The organism is Ktedonobacter robiniae, assembly GCF_016587375.1.
GTDB lineage: Bacteria > Chloroflexota > Ktedonobacteria > Ktedonobacterales > Ktedonobacteraceae > Ktedonobacter > Ktedonobacter robiniae.
Genome location: NZ_BNJG01000001.1, coordinates 4,189,812 through 4,210,007 on the forward strand (window position 1 = coordinate 4,189,812; position 20,196 = coordinate 4,210,007).

Sequence of the window (20,196 nt, forward strand, 5' to 3'; positions counted from 1 at the left end):
CGGTGAGATTCATCCCTGGATGAATTATACAGTAAATATCCCAAGAGCATCTGTCTCTCGTTCTCTTTTGAGAGGCAGATGCTCTTGGGATTATTGTGGCTTAGTGCCAGTATGTTTAAGTATATTAGCGCCAGTGTTCTAGTGATTCTTGCACAGCAATGTGTCCGTTGTAGCTCCATTCCTGAAAGAAGGAGGCATTCCCACGTATCAGGCGACTACGCTCTTTGGAGAAAGTAACAGATAAGGCGTCGCGTCCCTGAATGTTGTGAATGTGCATAGGTACAGAATACACAGTTCTTTGGGCGGAAGGCACACGATCGGGATGCGCGACTTCACTCCCTCGGCGCCGTTCAAAGAGATCAAGCAACATAGTTATCTGCTCGGGAGTTGCTGCGTCATTAATCAGGATGACTTCGTACCAGTTGGTATCGTGTTCATTTCGGTTCTGTGCCAGGCTAAGGAGCAGACAACGTGAAACATCTACATCTGCAATGGTACCCTCCTCAATCTGGTCTCCAACAAAGCGCCAGCGTGGGCCAAGATAGGCCTCAGCCCCTTCACAGGTACAATGATCCCCGCAGGTGCATGGGTCGCACGAGCAAGAACAGGCCTGGGCTGCAAACACCGTGCCCTTGAGTTGATAGGTTAGCGTTTTCATGGTCATATCGCACCACTCTTTTCTCTTGTCCTTTGCGTATGAGGAACAAACAGGCATGCACAACTGCCAACAGGCCCTGATGGTGCCCTTGTTATAAGAGGCATGCCTGTTCCTCATCGCATGATTGCTCTCTTTTTAGAGTAGCAGCAGAGACAAAGAGCTTTCTTTGAGTAAAGAGAAGGGGTGGACCCGCTAATCAGCGGGTCCACCCCTTCTCTTTACTCTTCGCCTTACTTCTGTTCGATCGCTTGCAGGTTGCGTCGATCCTCGACGCGCGCGCTGGCGGTCTTGGACTCGCCACCCGTGGCGCGTGGCAGGCTATCGGCTGGCACCAGGTGAACATGCGGCGTGTTGCCTGTGACCGACTTGACCGCCTCGGCCATCTGCTTCTGGAGCTGCTTCACAAACTCTTCGCTCTCCAGCATAGCGTTCTCTTTGACCTCCACCTTCAGATCGAAGGTATCCAGGCCGTTACGCTTGTCGACGATGATGCGGAAATTCGCGCCCGTCTCGGGGAAGCGCAGCAACGCCGCCTCGATCTGGCTGGGGAAGACGATCAGGCCGCGAATGGGCACGGCATCATCCGTGCGCCCCTTAATGGCTGCGATCTTTGGATGTGTACGTCCACAGGCGCAGCGCTCCTCCCACCAGACGCGTGAGAGATCGCGGCTACGATAGCGCAGCATCGCCGTACCATCGGCATTGAGCCAGGTCCAGACCAGTTCGCCCTCTTCGCCCTCGCCCACAGGCTCGCCCGTCTCGGGATTGATGCATTCCACCAGGAAGGCATCCGCCCAGGCGTGCATGCCATCGCGTATCTCGCATTCACAGGTCATGCCCGGGCCCAGAAACTCAGTCATGCCAAACTCATCGTAGGCCGTAATACCGAAATACTCTTCCAACTTGAGGCGTGTCTCCCAGGGCCATGGCTCCGCGCCAAAGAGACCAACTTTCAACTTGCTCTTCTTGAAGTCGATCCCCATCTCGCGCGCCTTATTGCCGACGTAGAGTCCAACGGAGGGCGTCATACACATGCCAGCCACGCCAAAGTCAAAAATAAAATCGATAAAGCGCTCGTACTGGCGCGCATCCGAACCCATGGGAATGACCATCACGCCCATCTTCATCGCGCCATAATGGAAGCCAAAGCCGCCCGTGGGCAACCCATAGCCATAGCTATTCATAAAGACATCGCCTGGCCGCAGACCCGTCATCCATAGCTCGCGTGCGTTCAAGTCCGCCCAGTTTTCAATATCCTTCATCGTCGCGAAGACCGGCACACTCTTGCCCGTTGTGCCACTGGTTGCATGAACCTCTACCGCACCATTCTCGCCGCCAATGGGAGCTAGCGCCATCCCATAGGGGTAGGCCCCGCGCACGCTCTTCTTCTCCAGGAATGGCAACTTGCGAATATCTTCCAATGACTGAATATCCGAAGGCTTGACCCCCGCTTCATCATAGAGCTTGCGGTAGAAAGAATTCTGGTGGTAGACGCGCTCTACCATCGCCTGCAAACGCTGTAGCTGTAGTGCTTTCAGCTTCTCTTTAGGAAGGGTCTCTATCTCTTCTTGAAAGAATCTACGAAAACTCATCAATAATTCCTCCGGGTCACATAGTTATCTATTTCAACGCGATAGCTTTCTTTATGGTAGAAATAGCGTAGCATACGAGCCCAAATGTTTCCCTTCTACCTCGCCCGCACCGTTGAGATATTGAGATAGAAGCAAGAAAAATTTTTTTCCTTCTATAATATGCCATTTATTCTAGCATGACGCAGTGGGATACGTCTATTTTTAGGTACTACCTATCAGGGGTGGCCCGCTACTGGGGGAAGTAACCGCGTACGCCAGTAGCGGCCCAAGGCACAGCCCCAGTAGCCGCATACGCCAGTAGCGGACTTATATGATATGATGAAGAAAAGCTCATTTATTCTTCAGCTAAAACATCCATTACTGGAGCACACATTTCTATGACAGAAGCAATCGTCCGTGCCGTAATCTGGGATCTTGACGGCGTCATCATTGACAGCGCCGACTCCCATCGCAAAGCCTGGTATCGCCTGGCGCAGGACCTGAACATCCCCTATAGCGATGAACAGTTCTGGGCCACCTTTGGCTGGCGCAATGACGCCATCATCCCCACCATGGTCGGCGAGGCCACCCCCGAGCATATCAAAGAACTGGCCGACCGCAAAGAGGCCTATTTCCGCGACTATGCCCGCCGTAGCATCGCCTTCCTTCCTGGCGCGGAAGAACTGCTAGCCGCTCTCCACAAGGCGGGCTATCCCCAGGCCCTCGCCTCCTCCACGCCCCGCGAAAATATCGCCCTGATCAGCGAAGTCCTTGGCCTTGAGCGCTATCTCAACGCTCTGGTCTCGGGTGAAGAGGTTGCGCGCGGCAAGCCTGCCCCCGACGTTTTCCTCAAGGCCGCCGACTCTCTAGGCGTCGCGCCCACGCGCTGCCTGGTCATCGAGGATGCCGTTGCCGGAATCGAGGCCGCACGCGCCGGCGGTATGTGCTCCATCGCCGTAGCTGGCGAGCGTGACCTCCCCGGACTGCGCGCCGCCAATCTCGTCGTCAAAGACCTCACCGAAGTCACCCTCCAGCGTATCCGCGCCCTGGCTTGACAGGCACCTTGTCGAGTGGCACAATAACACATGTCCACCGACGAGGAGGCGTAGGGGCCCCGGTGGGTCTCACCGTCTTCAAAACGGCTGGGGGGTCGCTCGGCGCGGTCCCCGGTGGGTTCGACTCCCATACGCCTCTGCCTCGCTTTTGGGATGACAATTCTGTGCCTGTCATCAATACCATGGTTTTAGAGGTTTTCTAAAACTATGCTTCCTATTTCTCGCTCCAAAACTATGCTTCCGTTTTTCTATGTTATGTAAGGTAGTTGCTAAATTGGATTTAGTGCTGCAATCGCTATATACTACTTAAAGCATCTATTTTTTTAAAACTAGGATTACCCCAGGAAGTGGTAGCAGCGTTTTTCTCAAGATCGGCTCTTTCGTTCATACAAGGAAAGAAAACCCATGGCAAATCAGGAACATCTGGCTCTCCTCAAACAGGGGGGAGTGACATGGAACCGGTGGAGAGCCGATCATCCTGAGATCGAACCTGATCTCACGGATGTAGATTTCGAGGAGATTGACCTCACTGGAGCCGATCTGCGCGGGGTCGATCTGCGAGGAAGCTCCTCCAGTTTAGAGATGGATGGAATGGATTTACAGAAGGTCAATCTCAGTGGGGAAGATCTCAACTATGCTTATCTCAGGCACATCAACTTCAGGGAAGCCAACCTGAGCGGGGTTTGCTTTGACTCTGCCCTCTTCGTTGATGTTGACTTGCAAGGAGCCAATTTGCAGGGAGCTATCCTGGAACAGGCTGGTTTGACCAGAGCCAATCTGAGTGGTGCTAACCTGAGCGGAGTTGATGCAACCTGGGTTGGTTTGGATGGGGCGAATCTCAGCCAGGCAAACTGCTTTCGGGCTGAGTTGAGTGGAGCTTCTCTCAAAAAAGCCAACCTCTGTGAGACGAATTTGCGAGAAGCCAACCTGAGCTCACTTCCTTCTGATTGGCAAGAGGTACCCTGGGCAAAATTTGAGCCAGCGGATCTCAGTGAAGCGGATCTTCGTGGTGCAAATTTACACCAGGCGAACTTGAGGGAAGCTGATTTGAGCAATGCAAACCTGCGCGGAGCTAACCTGGAACAGGCACAAGTGGAAGGAGCGAATTTCCAAGGAGCGGATCTTCGTGGGATTCCCTGGACGATCATCACGACCTTGACAGCACAATCGGGAGTGAACTTTGAGGGGGTTCTCTTGGAAACTGCTGGGAATGAGTGACCTGGCTGAAAATCTCACCTTCTCTCCTCTTCCCCCAACACCACAGGATCGTTTAGGAGAATAACAACCAGTGCGCCATGAGGTGGCTTCGGTCAACACCATTGGCGAGTCACAAATCCCAAATGCCCTTTTTCTAAAATTACTGCGGATTCCAACCTTTTTTCTAATTTTATTGCGGATTTTTCTAAAGTTAGAGGGCCTAAAATGGCCCTCTTTGTGCTCATTCTATTCTAGAATTATTCCGGACGGCACAAATTCTGTCATTGTCATTTGTGATTCTCCGATCCTGGTAAGGAAAACACCAAGCGGATATTCCATCTACAGATGAAATACCGTTGGTTTTGGCTAAACGCATGAGGTAGCTGGTGAGCGACTCAGCATTTTCTGGCTTTAGATGAATTGGCAATACATCAAAATAGTACCGCATCTTGAGGATTTTCGTTCTATCCAAAAAGGGCTCACAGATTTCAAAGGGCTTGGTTTGAGAAAAGCCTTGCAACGTTGCGAAAATGGTCAAATCAGGTGTGTTTTGCTCTCAACTTTTTCCTGAGAACGTATCCAACTTTTCCCAAGGCTCCCCCAAGGAGCCCAAGGACTAATCCCATCATCGCTCCTAGTACCACTAAATGGCCCAGCGCACCAGCTAAGGTTTGATAGGCAAAATACACTGCCATATTTGGGGCCCCGCTCGTTGCGCCTCTCGCAGACCATTCAGCAAGATTGAGCGGGTCATGCAAGAGCAATGGCATCCCAAAGACCACGAAGATCAAGCCCGTCAAACACGCGATGGCTCCACTGCTGAGCCCACTCCAAAATCCTACGTTCATTCCGATATGGATGTCGTTTGTCTTATAGGTCCATTGGAGGCTCGCTCCTAAGATGATAAGCGCGATCACTGCCCAAAAGAGATCATCAAGAATATCACGAAGAGGGAGTCCAAACATCAGGATATTATTCATACTAATTTCGGCTGTCCAGAAGAGTCCAGCACCAAGGCCCAACGCAACACTCTTCGGATAGGAGGGCTCTCTGTGAAGCGGCATTCTTCTGCTGTGCAGAAAGAGAGCACCATTTATGGCAAGGAGGAGAACACATGCCCCGACTGCTTCAATTGCTTGCACCCCGAGAGGCCATTCTGTTCCTCTGTACAGAAAGAAGATACTCAGCACCAGCAGTAGACTTCCCAGAAGGCTTATTTTCAGGATTTTACTACTCATCGTCTTACCATCCTTTTAAGGTTTTGCCGAGACACCCCCCGACTGTGCCGCATATCCCTCCTGTAAACAGCGAAAGAAACGTGCCAACCATCGTCGCTCCCAGAGCATCCTCAATGATAAATTCATCAATGCTCTTCATGCCACTTCGGTGGAAATCGTCAAGCATAAATGCATTTTGTCGTATGATACCCATAAAGGCGAAAGTGATGAGAAACAGAGCACACACGCCGATAACAATGCTCAACAGACCCGTACAAAGGCCAGCATAGGTTCCCAATTTCATCTGACCTGTTTTGCGAGCGGCGATATAGCCTGCGATGCTGGTAAAAATGACCACAGCGAAGAGAAGACTGTTATTTAACAGGCCATTCACAGTCAGGTTCGCTGGAGCAAGATTGTTGATGAGGTTGTATCCAATGTGGATCAGACCAAGCAGAGCCCCAAAGAGGATGCCTTGCCTAACCCAGGCGTTTTCATATTTGTGCTCTCTTTCAAAACGGCACATTGCTCCCGTAGAATGCCCCTTGCTTCATCGCTCACGACCCCAAACCAGAAACGTCCTTCTGCCTGTTGTCCAGACTCGACAACATCGGTGTAGTGATCTCTGAAGGTTTGGAGCATTTGCGAGCCAAATGCATATCTGTACCCTTGTGGATAAAACATCAATAAAAAAGCGTAAAGCCGCTCGGCTTTTTCTTTCTTGGATTCTCTACTCATAGGTTTACCTGTACTGATAGCCCTGGTATGAGCCGGCGTTTTTGCATTAAGAGAACGGTCTCCACATAACGCTGCATTTCCGCGCCAAGAGCTTGCTTGCCACGCTCGGTCAGTCGATAATATTTTCTGCGTTCCTTGTCAGGATCGATCTGCTCGCCTGCATCCTCGATAAACCCATCAGCGAGCATGCGTTTGATGGAGCCATACAAGGTTCCATTGCCCATCGTGATTTTGCCCTGTGTATCCTGCCTGACCTGTTTCATGATTTCATATCCGTGCTTTTCCCCTGTTGCCAGAGAGAAAAGGATATAAAAGACAGCAGGAGTTAATGGTGTAACGTCTTCTTCTGTCTCCATAGAAGCATTATAGGTCCGTAGCGGACCTATTGTCAAGTGGAAAAGGAAACATATCTTCACGTTTTTCGGAACCACACTGGAATCTCTCCCTTTTTTCGGAGTTAGCCTGGAACATTTCGACTATGAAATGAGTACTTTTTGGCCATGGCCCACCTTTGACCACGGCCCACCTTTGTGGAGAGAGTAAGCTCAAAAGAGAGAGTTTCACCAAGGAGAACCAGCATCATGGCAAAAGGGGGAAGAACAGCACAAGCGGTGGGACAAAAGAATGTATGAAAACAACTGGAGAGGCAAGCAAAAGATGTTACGGACACGCTTACTGAAGCGTATGGACTTGAGATCCCATTTATTGGTGCTGGAATGGGCTTTGTAGCGACGCCTGAGCTGGTGTCCGCGGTTTCGAATGCCGGAGGCATGGGCACGCTCGGCGCGGCACTGGTCCCTCCTGATCGGTTACGTGAACTCATTCGACGAACTCGATCCATGACCGCAGGACCGTTCGGCGTGAACCTCATCACGCAGTTCACCGAGGAGGCTCAACTGGAGGTCTGTCTTGAGGAGCGGGTCCCGGTGATCAGCTTCTTCTGGAACGATCCTCCTGAGGCGTTCATCCGCCGCCTTCAAGCTGCAGGAGTGAAGGTATGGATGCAGGTCGGTTCGCTCCAGGAGGCACACGAGGCGGTCCGCTGCGGCGTCGATGCGGTGGTCGTGCAGGGGACGGAAGCCGGGGGACACAATCGCAGCACCGGGGCGGTTCTCTCGCTTGTCCCTGCCATCGTGGATGCTATCGCTCCCGTTCCCATCATTGCGGTAGGGGGCATCGCGGATGGACGAGGAGTGGTTGCGGCGCTCGCGCTGGGTGCAGAGGCGGTCTGGGTCGGGACACGCCTAGTGGCGAGCCAGGAGGCCTATGCACACGACGAGTACAAACGGCGCATCGTTGAGGCCCAAGCCTCTGATACTGTTCGCACGACCATCTTTGGTCCCGAGTGGCCTCATCAGTTGACGCGGGTAATTCGGAATCGTGTGGTCAACGAGTGGATCACGCGAGAGCAGGAGGTCGTCTATCCCCCCGAACCAATCGAGCTCATTGGGCAGACGATCCTTGCAGGCAAGCCCGTGCCGCTTCCGAAGTTCTCTTCCCTCCCACCCACTCCCGATGTGACTGGCGACTTCGAGGAAATGGCTCTCATCGCTGGGGAGAGCGTCGGATTAATCAAGGAGATCAAACCCGCCGGTGAGATTGTGCATGGGATGATGGAAGAGGCAAGGCAGATCATTGAGCACAGGCTCATGGGTACCTTGAATCCTTCCAGAGGATAGCTCAGTTTGCGGTGTTCTCCTAGCAACGAGGAGAACACCGCAAACCGACGATGATCGATGCGTCGTCGTCCTGCTCACTGGAGGATCGGGGGACCTTGCGCCAGCAGCTCGCGCGGATACTCCTGACGCGTGCACATCTCTTTCCCTGGCATGCAGTTCGCCCCCTTGATGATGCCATAGCACGCACCCTCAATTGCGCGACAACATGGCAAACCTTATGGCAGAAAACGGCAAATCATTTTGATCATTCGCAAGTCAGCGCAAAACTCAGATACCGACTGGTAGAATAGGCATATCAGCACGATTCATCGGTGGGAATGGAGAGAAGGAGCCGACATGCCTGGACAACGCCAGAAACAGCAGAAGCCAAAACATCCCAAGGAGAAGCGACCGACAACGCCTACCTTTCTGCTCGAGCTGCCCCTCGTCGTCGACCCAGGACAAGCCACTCGCCTGCGCGCTCACCTGGAAGCCGCTCGCCAACTCTACAACGCCATCCTCTCCCAAGGACAGAAATGCCTGCGCCGCATGCGGGCTGGCGCTGCCTGGCAAGCGGCTCGCGATCTTCCTCAGCACGGGGAGCTCTCAGTATCCCCGTAAGGCTTTCGACCTTTTATTTGCCAGAGCCTCCCCCCAGCAATCATTCACAGACCCTGGATTGTTGACAGAAAACAGTCAGATATTCTACAATCTCATCAGTGCCCATTCCACATACGGATGCTGCAATGAGCTTGAATGCACTGGTTCAAGATCTCTCTGTGAATAGTCGCTGACGATCAAGCCTGATTATTGACAGTGGTTCTTGTCGAGTACTCTGTGATGATATCCTCTTGATGATCGTGCTCGCTAGTTCTCGCGCACATACGGCACACGGGTCTCTCATCGGCCTGTACGAGAATGCGTGGGCAATCTCTTTTTCTTTGAAGGAGCAATGTTAAATGCATGTACGCGTTCCTCTCAATCACCCCGAACTGTCTATTCTACCCCAACCTGCCAGTATCGTGCGCGAAGAAGGATATTTTCAGCTGACCCAGGACACCGTGATCGTTACAGACCAGGAGACACAGGCTATCGGCACGCTGCTCGCCAACATGCTGGCACCTGCACTCGGCTTCTTGCTCAGTGTGCTTACAGATGAGCATACTCATCTCCCCACTATTTCGCTGAGCATTGATTCCCAACTGGCACACCTGGGCCAGGAAGGGTATATGCTCAAAGTCACTGCGGGCCAAGCCACGCTGCGAGCAGCTCATCCCGCTGGGGTGTTTTACGCCACTCAGACGCTCAGACAACTGCTCCCAGTCGAGATCTTCTCTTCAACGCCAGTCAGCCGGACGTGGACTATTCCGGCTGTCAGTATCGAGGATTTCCCTCGCTTCTCGTGGCGCGGGTGTATGCTCGATAGCGCGCGTCACTTTATTCCAATGCAGGAAGTGATCAAGCTGATTGATGTGCTGGCTTTCCATAAAATAAATGTACTACATCTACACTTGACAGATGATCAAGGGTGGAGGATCGAGATCAAAAAATATCCCAAGCTGACCGAGATAGGTGCGTATCGCAGGGAAACAGTGATCGGACACGCAAGGAGGCCACAGGGATATGACAGCACACCACATGGCGGCTTCTATAGCCAAGATGATCTACGCGAGATCGTCGCTTACGCGGCAGATCGCTTTATGACGGTTGTTCCTGAAATCGATATGCCTGGGCATGCCCAATCGGCTATTGCGGCCTATCCTGAGTTGGGCGTTTTAAAAGCACCGGTCGAAGTGGCGACAACCTGGGGCATCCACCCTTATCTGTACAACCCGACCGAGGCGGTATTTCAATTTCTCAAGGATGTCCTGAGCGAAGTGATGGCTATTTTCCCCAGCACTTTCATTCACATTGGTGGCGATGAAGCCATCAAGGATCAATGGCAAGACAGCCAGCAGGTGCAGGCACTCATCAAAGCGCTGAAATTGAAAGATGAGGACGAGCTTCAGAGTTGGTTCCTCTCACAGATTAGGACGTTCCTCGCACACAATAATCGCCGACTCCTGGGATGGGATGAGATTCTCGATGGTGGCCTACCATCTGGAGCCACAGTGATGTCGTGGCGAGGGATGGATGGGGGGATCATGGCTGCACAATCACACCATGATGTGGTCATGACTCCCACTTCGTCTGTCTATCTCGATTACTACCAGTCCAACGATCCTGCAGAACCGCTAGCTATTGGCGGCTACCTTCCTGTGGACAAGGTGTATGCCTTCGATCCCACCCCAACCGTACTCACACCAGAGCAGGCACAACATATTCTCGGTGCTCAATGTAATCTCTGGAGCGAGTATGTTCAGACCACAGAGCATCTGGAGTATCTGCTGTTTCCACGTGCCATCGCACTCTCCGAGGTCGTCTGGACGCCAAAGGAGCGCCTCGAGTTCTCCGACTTCCGAGGGCGATTAGCAGCGCATGAAGCTCGACTCGCCTCCCTGAACGTCAATTTCCGACCAGTGGAGAAGTTGGACCAGGAGCAGATGTTCCCAGCGCGAGCAGATTTGGTCGTTCCTGGTGGTTTTTAAGGGGGAGTGGAAACAAAACCTGGTGCGGCAAAACTCGACAGAGGGACACTGGGTTGGACTCCGAAACGAGAAATCTGTTTGTAATGCTGACACAGCAACACGCACTTTTTCCATCACGTCTCTTCCCTCATTGCTCACAGAGAGCATATCACATGCGTGCTCGCCTTCGAGCAACTCTCTAGAAGAACTAAATCTCGCATGAAATCAACGATGCAGACGCGGTAGTAGCTTTTGCATGATATCAAGTGGTAATGCGTATGAGAGGTGGGAAGCAAATACCCGAAAAATGCTCTAACGTTCCCAATGTCTACGTAGCAGAGATAATCATCTTCACGAGGAGTGCTGAACAATCCGATTCTGTGGACCCTCCCTGCGGAGTGGGGAATAGTGCCCTGTCCGGTGACGTTGATGCAGTTCAGGGTCATACATGGTTGGAGGAGGAGGTTCAGTGCCAGGCGAAAGCTTGTTGAGGAGTTCGTAATCCTTCTTGAGGAGCGCAAAGATCAGTGTAATTAAGCGGCCAATGATATGGCCCAAAGCCTTCCCTTTTCCTTTGTAGGCTTGCATTCTCTCATCATAGAAACAGAGTCGAGGGACCAAACGCTTGTAGAGCTTTGCCCATTCGGTGTCCATCTGGATCGCTTTCCAGGCCACAAGGAACATCACTTTCTTCATTTCACGTGAGCCCGCCTTTGTGAGGCGCGTGCGATCAAAAGACACACCTGTTTGCGTTCTGATTGGTGCCCAGCCAAAATAGGATTTGAGATGAGCTGCGTCCTCAAAATTGCCAATAGAGCCGATAGTCGCGATGATCGACGCCGCAAAGAGCGGGCCAATGGGAGGGATGGAGGTCAGAATCTGGCCCTCACGACTTTTCTCAACGATTTGGCCAATTTTCTCTTCAAGTTGCTCCAGATGGTTTTGAAGGAGTCGAAGTTCCTGAATCAACAAGGTTTGTTCGACAATCAGGCTGTCTTGCCGGGCCGGGTTTTTCGTCCCAATACTTTGCCCGGCGAGCTGCTGGATCTGCATGAACTGGGCTTCGGAGGGATGATTTCTCCTTCGCACTGTTCGAAGTTCTATCGAAGTCGCGGCAGCAATAGCAGCAGGTGTAGGGAAATGCTCACGCAGATCTAAGGCAAGAGCAGCATTCGGGTCTTTGAAGACTTGGGTAAATTCGGGAAAGAGTTCATCGCAAATGGCTGTCAGCTTGTTTTTCCGCTGAGTGGCTTCGTTCACCAGTTCATAGCGGTGGCGCATCAATCCTTTGAGTTGGGCTGCGGCCTCAGAGGGAGGAAGCGCCCGACGAATTGCCTGAAGCGTGTTGGCAACCTGGGCACCGAGTTCAAGTTGGGTGTAGAGCTGATTTGCTAACCCTAACGCATCGCGTTTATCGGTTTTGACCATGCCCTCCTGACGGCGTTGAATATGGATGACAAAAACCGGAAGATCCAGCTCTAACAAATACTGGAGGAGCGATCGATGATAATGGCCCGTTTGTTCCATGAGAATGAAACACTGCTCAAGAGGACAATAGGCTTGGATACGCTCTACAAAAGCCCGGAACCCTTCTCGTGATTGCTCAAAGATGAATGCAGGACAATGATCAAAATGTTTATGACGTTCTAAAAGTGTTTTCGAGAGAAAGCCAGCAACATGTTTGAATTTGCCGATATCAACACCAATGTAAAGAGCCTCATTCGGGAGAGTGGGCAAACCCTGGAATTCTGTGCGCCTCTGCTTGCTGCTGGTCATTGTCACACCTCCTGGTGGATGGAGAGGCTAGGGCTCGTGGGCGTGGCCTGCCCAGTTACATACGAAAAGTTGTACTGGCCTTCAAATGCGTATGAAGGATTTCGCGCACGCCCCCCAATTACCAGTGAAAGGTCATGCCTCAAAATGCCCTGAAGGTTCTCCGAGTCCTCTTCTGAGGGGAGCTACTCCTCAGTGCCTCTCCACTCACAAGAGTACCTGGAATCTGTGAAACAATCAACAAACGGGTAGTGATACCTCACCATCAGATGTCGTATGTAAATGCCCTACCATGTGAGCAGCTTTTGCCCTCAAACCAGCACATTGGGGCAAGTGTGCTGGTTTGAGGGCAAAAATCGTGGAGCTTTCAGGTCATTTACCAGAAATTGAGTGCATTTTCCCTCGAACTTTACCTCTTTCGCGGGGATACAATAGAGGGACGTTTTTTAATCCACCAGATCGGAGCATATTTTGGTTGATCGTTCTCATCTCGCTCGCCACGCGTGTAAATCCCACTTCATGGAGGGGATTTACACAATTTACGCCTGGGCCTCCCTCAAGATGGTGGCGAAAAATTCCATGGTATCTTTTTTGATACTCTCTCTCAAAATTGTGCGTACTTCACAAGGGCCGAAACCCTGTGGTAAAAAGAATGGAGCGATATACGAGGAAGAATCCTCATTGGCAAAGAACATCTTAAATGAAAGAATGGTAAGCCATGAAAGCTGTTGGATTTTATCGTTCCCTTCCTATCGAACACGAAGAGAGCCTGATCGATCTTGAGATAGAGAAACCCACGCCGACTGGGCGCGATCTGCTGGTGCAGGTCAAAGCGGTCTCCGTCAATCCGACCGATGTCAAAGCCCGTGTTGCTCACAAACAGGCAGAGGAAACGCCACAAATCCTTGGACGAGATGTAGCCGGGATTGTGGCTGAAGTTGGATCGGAATGCTCACTCTTCCGGCCAGGAGATGAGGTCTATTATGCTGGCAGCAATGTTCGTCCCGGCGGCAATAGTGAGTTTCATTTGGTGGACGAGCGCATTGTTGGGCATAAACCAGAGAGCCTCGATTTCGCGCAGGCTGCCGCGCTCCCTCTGACCTCATTGACCTCCATGGAAGGACTTTTCGAGCGTCTGGGCATCTCGCGCAATCCTGCCGTCAACCAGGGCAAGACCATCCTGATCATTGGCGCTGCGGGAGGAGTCGGCTCCGTCGCAACTCAGCTCGCCGACCTTGTTGGCCTGACAGTCATCGGAACGGCATCGCGACCAGAAACGATCCAGTGGACCAGAGAGCACGGCGCCACCCATACAATTAGCCATACACAGGCATTTGTCCCTCAATTAAAGGCGCTCGGCTTTCCCACAGTCGATTACATCTTCTGCCTGAACGACCCTGAGCGGCATTGGGATAGTATTGTCGAGGCCATCGTGCCGCAGGGCAAAATCTGTTCCATTCTTCCACTCGGTCCCTCCGCGAAGCTCGACACGCTCTTTTATAAAAGCGCAACTCTCGCCTGGGAACTGATGTATACCCGACCCATGTTCCAGACCCCCGACATGATCGAGCAGCACAACCTGCTGGAAGATCTGACGCGGCTCGTTGATGCTGGCAAGGTGAAGACAACGCTGACCGAGCTGCTGGAGCCGATCACTGCGGCGAATCTGCGCAAAGCCCATGCGAAAATTGAAAGTGGCAAAACAATTGGCAAGATAGTACTGGCAAATTTCTAGCATCTTTTGGAATATTACCGTTTTTCTATTCCTGTCTACCAACAGGCAAAGAACCTTGGTGATGCAACTCTGGCGAAGCAATGAGGCTGTTCGCTCGACGATCTGACACACATACGTGTGTGTATGCTCCCTCGTCTCGACCACTTTGATGAAGATGGAGAGCGCATAGCCAATCATGTCCACGCTTACTGCTGTGGTATTGGCTCAGATTCTTTGTGAACCATAATCTGCCGAATTACCCATATTGTGGCAGTGAAATGAGCCACTGAGTTCTGTTTTTCTCGTGGATTCATGTAAACATACTCACTGCCACAATATGGCTCATGGACTCGTTTGGTGATACGGATTGCGTATGCAAGAGCGCACCAAGCCCTTGCACACCTTCGAGAGCATGGAGAGGATTCAGCATAGCCCTTCGCTGTTCCCAGGCCGATCTGGTTCCATTTCTTCTCACCAAACGAGTCCATGAGCCACAATATGGATCACACATTTGAATCGCTGCCAGGACATACTACAGAAATCTTATTAGCACAGCAGTTTAAAGCCGCCTCTGGTCTCAAGCGACTGCCATGATATGGGTAAGAGTAGGTGCCAGAATGAGGGTAAAATCGCAGACACGTTATCATATACAACGGGTGCTTACTTTTTCCGGAGTTACGCTGGAATCGCTTACTTTTTCCGGAGTTACAATGGAATATTCCGGAAATGAAACGAGCACTTTTGCCAACTTGCGCTCATTCCATTCCGGAGTCACGGTGGAATTCCCACTTTGTGATACCATTTCCTTTATGAAAAAGAAACATATTATTGCGGGGAGCGCAGGTTTTCTGAGACCTACACCTGCACGTCCAGAATTGGGGCCGGTCATGCGGTACATGCTTGACCTCACCGGTCAAAAGCGACCGAAGCTTTGCCTGCTCGCAACTGCGGGTGGTGACGATCCGGCTTGGATAAAGAATTTTTACGATGCCTGTAGCGGTCAGAACGTTGAACCAGGTCACTTGCAGCTGTTCCCTATGCCCAACCATACAGACATAGAGGACTATGTCTTGGGACAACACGCCATTTGGGTAGGTGGGGGTTCTGTCGTGAACCTTCTGGCTGTTTGGGAAGCGCATGGCCTGCATCGCATACTTCGACGTGCCTGGGAAGCAGGAGTGGTTCTCGGAGGAATTAGCGCCGGCGCCATCTGTTGGAGCGCAGGCGGAACAACCGACTCGTATGGTCCAGAGCTACGACCAGTCATAAATAAGCATCACTTGCTCCCATACTCTATGGGTGTCCACTACGACGGTGAGGAGCAACGCAGACCTTTATTCCAGGAATTAATCGGGAAAGGCGCACTACCTGAAGGCTATGCTACTGACAACGGGGTGGCCCTACATTTCGTGAATGAGAAGCTCTACAAGACCATATCACAAGAAGCGGGTAAAGGAGCTTACCACGTCTCCCTTTCTGAGCCTGGGCAAGTCATTGAAGACAGAATAGAACCTCAGCTTCTAACCGCTATGTAGGTCATAGGCATAGTTTCTACTTACGAGAAATATGTAGATAACCTTCGCGCTTTTTACCAGTATCCATTGCGATAAAAATGGACGCTCATTGAATGTATACGTGTAAATGTGCGAATGAAATGCAGCGGGATCTTGCTCATTATGTGCGGAAGCAAACAGTATGAAAACGCTCTGAGCATGATGAAAAGATCAACGAGGCGTGCACTGAGCAATATTCTCCCTTGTGGTGATGGGACGAGAAGGGATATACTCTGATGAGAGACCCCATCACCACACTTTCAATGATGGAAAGGATTCTCATCGTGGCATTGACATCATCTGTTCGTGAGGGCTTCATTCCTTTTCGGGGATATCGTACATGGTATCGTCTCATTGGAGACTTCACTCCTACCGCAGAGGGCACTTTTCCTCTGCTCACCTTACATGGCGGCCCGGGAATACCGCATGATAGTCTTGAACCTCTTGAAGAGCTTGCGGAGACTGGCCGCCCGGTCATTTTCTACGACCAGCTTGGCTGTGGTAACTCTGATTGCCCCGACGATCCTTTACTCTGGAAGGTGAACCTCTTTCTCGAAAAGATTACGGCTGTACGCCATCATCTGACGCTTGATCAGATCCATCTCTTTGGACACTCCTGGGGAGGAGCATTGGCTCTCGAACTCTCAAGCTACCTGATATGAGCTGAAAAGTCAACAGCAGGCAGTAATCATCAAAATGGCGGAAGACCCCCTATCATGTGAGTCGGTGTCGTACGTGTCCCCGGTACCTGGCATGGTGATTCGTCCAAACCTGGGCAAGCCCTCGCCATGTGGGAGCAAACTCTCGGTTGGTTTGAGCGTTACATCGAGATTCGCCCCGAAGAGTACGACAATCGCTCATAGTTCTCCGTACAGAAAGGACTTTTGCATATGGCCGATGTGATAGTGCCAACACGCAAACTAACGCACGATGACCTGTGGATCCTGCCGGAGATGGGACGCGTGGCGCTCTCGCCTGATGGTCGGAGCGTGGTCTTTAGCCTCGCGCTCAAGGACAAAGCCAGCAACGAAGTGCTGAGTGATATCTATTTGCTGCGTCTGGACGAGCATGGACAGGCTCTCAACGAACCTGTGCGCCTGACACGCGGCGGGAAACAGAACAACTTTCCCGTATGGTCACCTGATAGCCAGCGCCTCCTCTTCACCTCCAATCGAGAGGGAGACAAGGCGCAACTCTGGCTTCTGGAGATGGGCGGAGGCGAAGCACGTAAGCTCACCAACTTCGCTCGCGGCATCAATGAAGTGGCGTGGTCACCCGATGGCAAATGGATCGCCCTGACATCCGCCGCCCTCAATTCCGATGAAGACGATGTGCTCACGGGACGCAAGATACTGGACGAGGCGGCAAAGAAGCGCCAGGACGAAGAGGAACGCTATCGCCAGCGTACCATCAAAAGCGTCTGGTATCGTCTGGATGGCCGTGGCATGCTTGAGAAGCGTATGCACGTCTTTGTCATGCCCGCGCCTCAACCCGGCGACGCGAGCGAACAGCTCGTGGACCCGCAACATATCAGGCGCCTGACCACGGGCGATTATGACCATTATGGCATTCGCTGGACTCCAGATAGCCGTGAGATCAGCCTGGTCACCAATCGCAATGAGGACTACGACCGCACCTGGGTTACCGATCTGTGGAACATAGATATCGAAACGGGCGAGATGCGTTGCCTCACCGATAGTTCGCTCCAGGTGCATAGCTGGTCCTGGTCCCCTGACGGCAGCCAGGCTGCGGTACTAGCCGCGCAGGATATGAATAAAGAGGGCATAAGCGTTATTCGGTTGCGCCTGATCGCACGTGAAGACAGCGAGATGCGCACGCTGCTCTCCGACCTGGATTATGATGTTGCACCAACCGTTGGCATGCGCCTGGGGTCTCCAACGCCCTACCAGCCACGCTGGAGCGAGGATGGCAAACGCGTGTACTTCGCCATCGCCGAGCATGGGCGCGTCAATCTGCATGCTGTTGATGTTGAGCACAACACACAGATACCGCTGACCACAGGGGAACACGTCACCCATTACTTCGACCTCTTGCCGGGCGGTCACGGCATCATCTACGCGCAGAGCCAACCGACACACCCGTGGGAGCTTTACCGTCTGGAACTACGCGATGGGCAGCCCAGTGAGGAGCACAGGTTAACGCATCTCTACGATACGCTATTAGCCCCCGTCACGCTTAGCGAACCGGAACGCATCACCTATGAAAGCTCGGGAGGCGAGCAGGTCGAAGGCTGGTTGCTTCGACCGATTGGGTATAAAGAAGGGACGCGTTATCCCCTCTTCTTGCATATCCACGGCGGGCCACAGTCAGCCTTTGGCGCTGGCATGGACCCCTTCTTGCAGTATTGCGCGGCGCAGGGCTTCGCCGTCTTCTACTGCAATCCCCATGGCAGCACAACCTACGGCGAGGCTTTTGTGCGCCAGGTAGAGGGCGATTGGGGTGGCTGGGATTATCAGGACATCATGCGTGGTGTAGACGAGTGCATCACACGTGGTATAGCCGATCCCGAACGCCTAGTTGTCTCAGGCTACAGCTATGGCGGCTACATGACCATGCGCATTATTGGGCAGACGGACCGCTTCAAGGCGGCGGTCCCAATGGCGGGCGTCTCCAACCTGGCAAGCTTCGTGGGAACCTCCGATATCGGCTTCTGGATGGCTTTCCAATCAAAAGGGTATCCATGGGACGCGGAACGCACTGCATATTATCACGACCGCTCACCTCTTACACACGCCGGAAAGGTCACAACGCCTACACGCATCTATCATCCAGAGAACGACCTGCGCTGTCCTATCAGCCAGTCGGAAGAGTTCTATATCGCGCTCAAGCTCATGGGCAAGGTTCCCGTCGAGTTCGTGCGTGTTCCCGGTCACTGGCATATAGGCGCGGAGAAACCCGCTCTGATGCTGGAACGCTGGGAAATTATGCTCGACTGGTTCCGCCGGTACGTCGACATCCGTCCGGAAGAGTACGTATAAGCACAATGCTCGTCACCTGCTCTACTGAGAGCAGGTGACGAGACCATGCAAAGCGTCACACGATATCATAATCCCATAATTTACAGCTCACGTTTGAGGCGATGCAAGAATGTCAGGGCTGCTTCCTTACGGCTGTGCTGCAAAAATAACAGCCCTGGGGGCGATGCAGGGCTTTCCAATTCTCAAAAGGGTGATGAAAAAGAAGAGTTTTCCTTGTAGAATACGAAAACCAAATCATCTCTCAAGGAAAACTCTGCATGGACTATACCACATTGACGCTTTCAACACGAGCGAAACATCCCCCAGAAATGGTTCTCGCAGCTTCGCTGTACCACACCTTGCAAGCCCTCTCAGACAAGAGACGCAAACAAGGAAAACGCTACGAATTGGCTCTGGTCCTTTCTCTGATTGTGCTCGCCAAGCTCGCAGGGCAACAGACACTCAGTGGAGCCACCGATTGGATTCGTCATCATGGCGTGCCTTTGGCACAGCGCTTTGGACTTCGTCGCCAGCAAATGCCATGCCAGATGACCTATTGCAATGTCCTGGCGATGGTAGACAGCAAGCATCTCGACGAGCTTCTTTCGGCATTTTTCATCCGTTGGGAAGCTCAGGCTCGATGTGGGGAGCAATCCAGTCGCCTCCTCATTCCAAGCCTACAGACCAATCACGCTCATGTCGCTGTTGATGGCAAAGCTCTACGGGCGACGAGCAACGAGGTCCATCCGGTTCACCAACTCAGTTGCTATGAAGTGGCGACTGGCATCGTGCTTTGGCATTGCAATGTGCAGGAGAAGGAAAATGAGATCAGTGCCCTCAAGCCCTTGTTGGCGCCATCATGGGTCAGTGGACGCATTTTGACCCTCGACGCTCTGCATACGCAACGCGACCTCTGTGCGCAGATCCATCGCTTGAGAGGAGACTATCTCCTCATTGCCAAGGACAATCAGCCCACCCTCCAAGAGGATATTGCTGATTTGTTTGAGGACGCTTTCCCTGATCGGCGGCGCTGGAAGCAGGCAGAGACCTGGGACAAAGGACATGGACGATTGGAACATCGCCAGCTTCTCTCTAGCCCTGATCTCAACGATTGGTTTCGCAAGGACTGGGAAGGCATCGAGCAAGTCTTTCGCCTCGAACGAACGACGCGCATCCTGAAAACGGGAAAGCTTCGCCACGAAGTGGTCTATGGGCTCAGCAGTCTCTCGATGAGCAAGGCTCCTCCCCAACGCATGCTCCAACTCGCCAGAGACCACTGGGCCATCGAAAATCGGCTGCATCATCGGCGAGATGTCACTTTGGGGGAAGATCGCTGTCAAACCCGTACAGGATCCGTTCCCAGTTTGCTTGCTCAGCTCAATAGCGCCGTATTGAGTCTGATGGATCGCCTTGGCGTTCGCAATGTTGCTCGCCAGATGCGCTACTTGAACGCCCATGTTGATCAGGCTCTTGATCTTATCCTCCTTGGTCAATGTTCTGTTTATTAGAATTGGAAA

General features: G+C 52.4%; 15 protein-coding genes, 1 tRNA gene and 1 pseudogene. 11 read left to right on the plus strand and 6 right to left on the minus strand.

From position 1 onward, the window contains the following. Positions 1 to 124: 124 nt before the first annotated feature. A complete protein-coding gene (locus JMJ04_RS17455; RefSeq protein ID WP_201371725.1) occupies positions 125 to 664 on the minus strand; it encodes a DUF1326 domain-containing protein in 540 nt (179 codons plus the stop codon). Between the two features lie 224 nt (positions 665 to 888). Beyond that, the gene (locus tag JMJ04_RS17460; protein WP_201371726.1) at positions 889 to 2,250 is read right to left on the minus strand and encodes a phenylacetate--CoA ligase family protein; all 1,362 of its coding nucleotides are present in this window, start codon (positions 2,248 to 2,250) and stop codon (positions 889 to 891) included. Between the two features lie 377 nt (positions 2,251 to 2,627). Here JMJ04_RS17460 and JMJ04_RS17465 point away from each other — a divergent pair, with 377 nt between their 5' ends. From JMJ04_RS17465 to JMJ04_RS17475, 3 genes are all read left to right on the plus strand, one after another. Then, positions 2,628 to 3,284, plus strand: coding sequence for an HAD family hydrolase (locus JMJ04_RS17465; RefSeq protein WP_201371727.1), 657 nt, complete (start codon positions 2,628 to 2,630; stop codon positions 3,282 to 3,284). A 44-nt stretch (positions 3,285 to 3,328) separates the two neighbouring features. Then, positions 3,329 to 3,424, plus strand: a tRNA-Sec gene (locus JMJ04_RS17470). Positions 3,425 to 3,689: 265 nt separating this feature from the next. After that, positions 3,690 to 4,502: a pentapeptide repeat-containing protein gene (locus JMJ04_RS17475; protein ID WP_201371728.1), complete on the plus strand. Its 813-nt coding sequence runs from the start codon at positions 3,690 to 3,692 to the stop codon at positions 4,500 to 4,502. 518 nt (positions 4,503 to 5,020) lie between these two features. Here the strand turns inward: JMJ04_RS17475 and JMJ04_RS17480 are convergent. From JMJ04_RS17480 to JMJ04_RS17490, 3 genes are all read right to left on the minus strand, one after another. Next, positions 5,021 to 5,719 (minus strand): hypothetical protein, encoded by a 699-nt coding sequence (locus JMJ04_RS17480; protein ID WP_201371729.1) that lies wholly within the window; start codon positions 5,717 to 5,719, stop codon positions 5,021 to 5,023. Between the two features lie 4 nt (positions 5,720 to 5,723). After that, a complete protein-coding gene (locus JMJ04_RS17485) occupies positions 5,724 to 6,224 on the minus strand; it encodes a hypothetical protein (RefSeq protein WP_201371730.1) in 501 nt (166 codons plus the stop codon). 208 nt (positions 6,225 to 6,432) lie between these two features. Further along, a complete protein-coding gene (locus tag JMJ04_RS17490) occupies positions 6,433 to 6,792 on the minus strand; it encodes a PadR family transcriptional regulator (protein ID WP_201371731.1) in 360 nt (119 codons plus the stop codon). Between the two features lie 282 nt (positions 6,793 to 7,074). Between JMJ04_RS17490 and JMJ04_RS17495 the strand changes: the two genes are divergently transcribed. The 3 genes and pseudogenes from JMJ04_RS17495 to JMJ04_RS17505 all read left to right on the plus strand — a co-directional run bounded on the left by JMJ04_RS17495 (position 7,075) and on the right by JMJ04_RS17505 (position 10,682). After that, complete coding sequence (locus JMJ04_RS17495; RefSeq protein ID WP_268887357.1) at positions 7,075 to 8,115, plus strand: NAD(P)H-dependent flavin oxidoreductase; 1,041 nt, start codon at positions 7,075 to 7,077, stop codon at positions 8,113 to 8,115. A gap of 336 nt (positions 8,116 to 8,451) precedes the next feature. Continuing rightward, positions 8,452 to 8,688 (plus strand): annotated as a pseudogene (locus JMJ04_RS17500) (hypothetical protein); the annotation flags it as partial. A gap of 365 nt (positions 8,689 to 9,053) precedes the next feature. Then, positions 9,054 to 10,682, plus strand: a complete 1,629-nt coding sequence (locus JMJ04_RS17505; RefSeq protein ID WP_201371733.1) for a beta-N-acetylhexosaminidase — start codon at positions 9,054 to 9,056, stop codon at positions 10,680 to 10,682. Positions 10,683 to 11,012: 330 nt separating this feature from the next. Here JMJ04_RS17505 and JMJ04_RS17510 read toward each other — a convergent pair whose 3' ends face one another. After that, positions 11,013 to 12,437 (minus strand): IS110 family RNA-guided transposase, encoded by a 1,425-nt coding sequence (locus JMJ04_RS17510; protein ID WP_201371734.1) that lies wholly within the window; start codon positions 12,435 to 12,437, stop codon positions 11,013 to 11,015. Positions 12,438 to 13,152: 715 nt separating this feature from the next. Between JMJ04_RS17510 and JMJ04_RS17515 the strand changes: the two genes are divergently transcribed. From JMJ04_RS17515 to JMJ04_RS17535, 5 genes are all read left to right on the plus strand, one after another. After that, complete coding sequence (locus JMJ04_RS17515; protein ID WP_201371735.1) at positions 13,153 to 14,169, plus strand: zinc-binding alcohol dehydrogenase family protein; 1,017 nt, start codon at positions 13,153 to 13,155, stop codon at positions 14,167 to 14,169. Positions 14,170 to 14,765: 596 nt separating this feature from the next. Further along, entirely contained in the window at positions 14,766 to 15,683 is a 918-nt protein-coding gene (locus JMJ04_RS17520; RefSeq protein WP_236038052.1) for a Type 1 glutamine amidotransferase-like domain-containing protein, read from the plus strand. 302 nt (positions 15,684 to 15,985) lie between these two features. Beyond that, on the plus strand, positions 15,986 to 16,363 hold the full coding sequence (locus tag JMJ04_RS17525) for an alpha/beta fold hydrolase (RefSeq protein WP_201371736.1): 378 nt from the start codon (positions 15,986 to 15,988) through the stop codon (positions 16,361 to 16,363). A gap of 228 nt (positions 16,364 to 16,591) precedes the next feature. Then, positions 16,592 to 18,700, plus strand: a complete 2,109-nt coding sequence (locus tag JMJ04_RS17530) for a S9 family peptidase (RefSeq protein ID WP_201371737.1) — start codon at positions 16,592 to 16,594, stop codon at positions 18,698 to 18,700. A 257-nt stretch (positions 18,701 to 18,957) separates the two neighbouring features. Continuing rightward, positions 18,958 to 20,187 (plus strand): ISAs1 family transposase, encoded by a 1,230-nt coding sequence (locus tag JMJ04_RS17535; protein ID WP_201370953.1) that lies wholly within the window; start codon positions 18,958 to 18,960, stop codon positions 20,185 to 20,187. Positions 20,188 to 20,196: the final 9 nt, after the last annotated feature.

Bases quoted from the DNA above. Each gene is read 5' to 3' on its own strand.
- JMJ04_RS17480 (WP_201371729.1), bottom strand. From the start codon at position 5,719: ATGAGTAGTAAAATCCTGAAAATAAGCCTTCTGGGAAGTCTACTGCTG.
- JMJ04_RS17490 (WP_201371731.1), bottom strand. From the start codon at position 6,792: ATGGAGACAGAAGAAGACGTTACACCATTAACTCCTGCTGTCTTTTAT.
- JMJ04_RS17465 (WP_201371727.1), top strand. From the start codon at position 2,628: ATGACAGAAGCAATCGTCCGTGCCGTAATCTGGGATCTTGACGGCGTC.
- JMJ04_RS17510 (WP_201371734.1), bottom strand. From the start codon at position 12,437: ATGACCAGCAGCAAGCAGAGGCGCACAGAATTCCAGGGTTTGCCCACT.
- JMJ04_RS17535 (WP_201370953.1), top strand. From the start codon at position 18,958: ATGGACTATACCACATTGACGCTTTCAACACGAGCGAAACATCCCCCA.
- JMJ04_RS17515 (WP_201371735.1), top strand. From the start codon at position 13,153: ATGAAAGCTGTTGGATTTTATCGTTCCCTTCCTATCGAACACGAAGAG.
- JMJ04_RS17530 (WP_201371737.1), top strand. From the start codon at position 16,592: ATGGCCGATGTGATAGTGCCAACACGCAAACTAACGCACGATGACCTG.
- JMJ04_RS17505 (WP_201371733.1), top strand. From the start codon at position 9,054: ATGCATGTACGCGTTCCTCTCAATCACCCCGAACTGTCTATTCTACCC.
- JMJ04_RS17520 (WP_236038052.1), top strand. From the start codon at position 14,766: ATGAGGGTAAAATCGCAGACACGTTATCATATACAACGGGTGCTTACT.
- JMJ04_RS17485 (WP_201371730.1), bottom strand. From the start codon at position 6,224: ATGTGCCGTTTTGAAAGAGAGCACAAATATGAAAACGCCTGGGTTAGG.
- JMJ04_RS17455 (WP_201371725.1), bottom strand. From the start codon at position 664: ATGACCATGAAAACGCTAACCTATCAACTCAAGGGCACGGTGTTTGCA.
- JMJ04_RS17475 (WP_201371728.1), top strand. From the start codon at position 3,690: ATGGCAAATCAGGAACATCTGGCTCTCCTCAAACAGGGGGGAGTGACA.
- JMJ04_RS17460 (WP_201371726.1), bottom strand. From the start codon at position 2,250: ATGAGTTTTCGTAGATTCTTTCAAGAAGAGATAGAGACCCTTCCTAAA.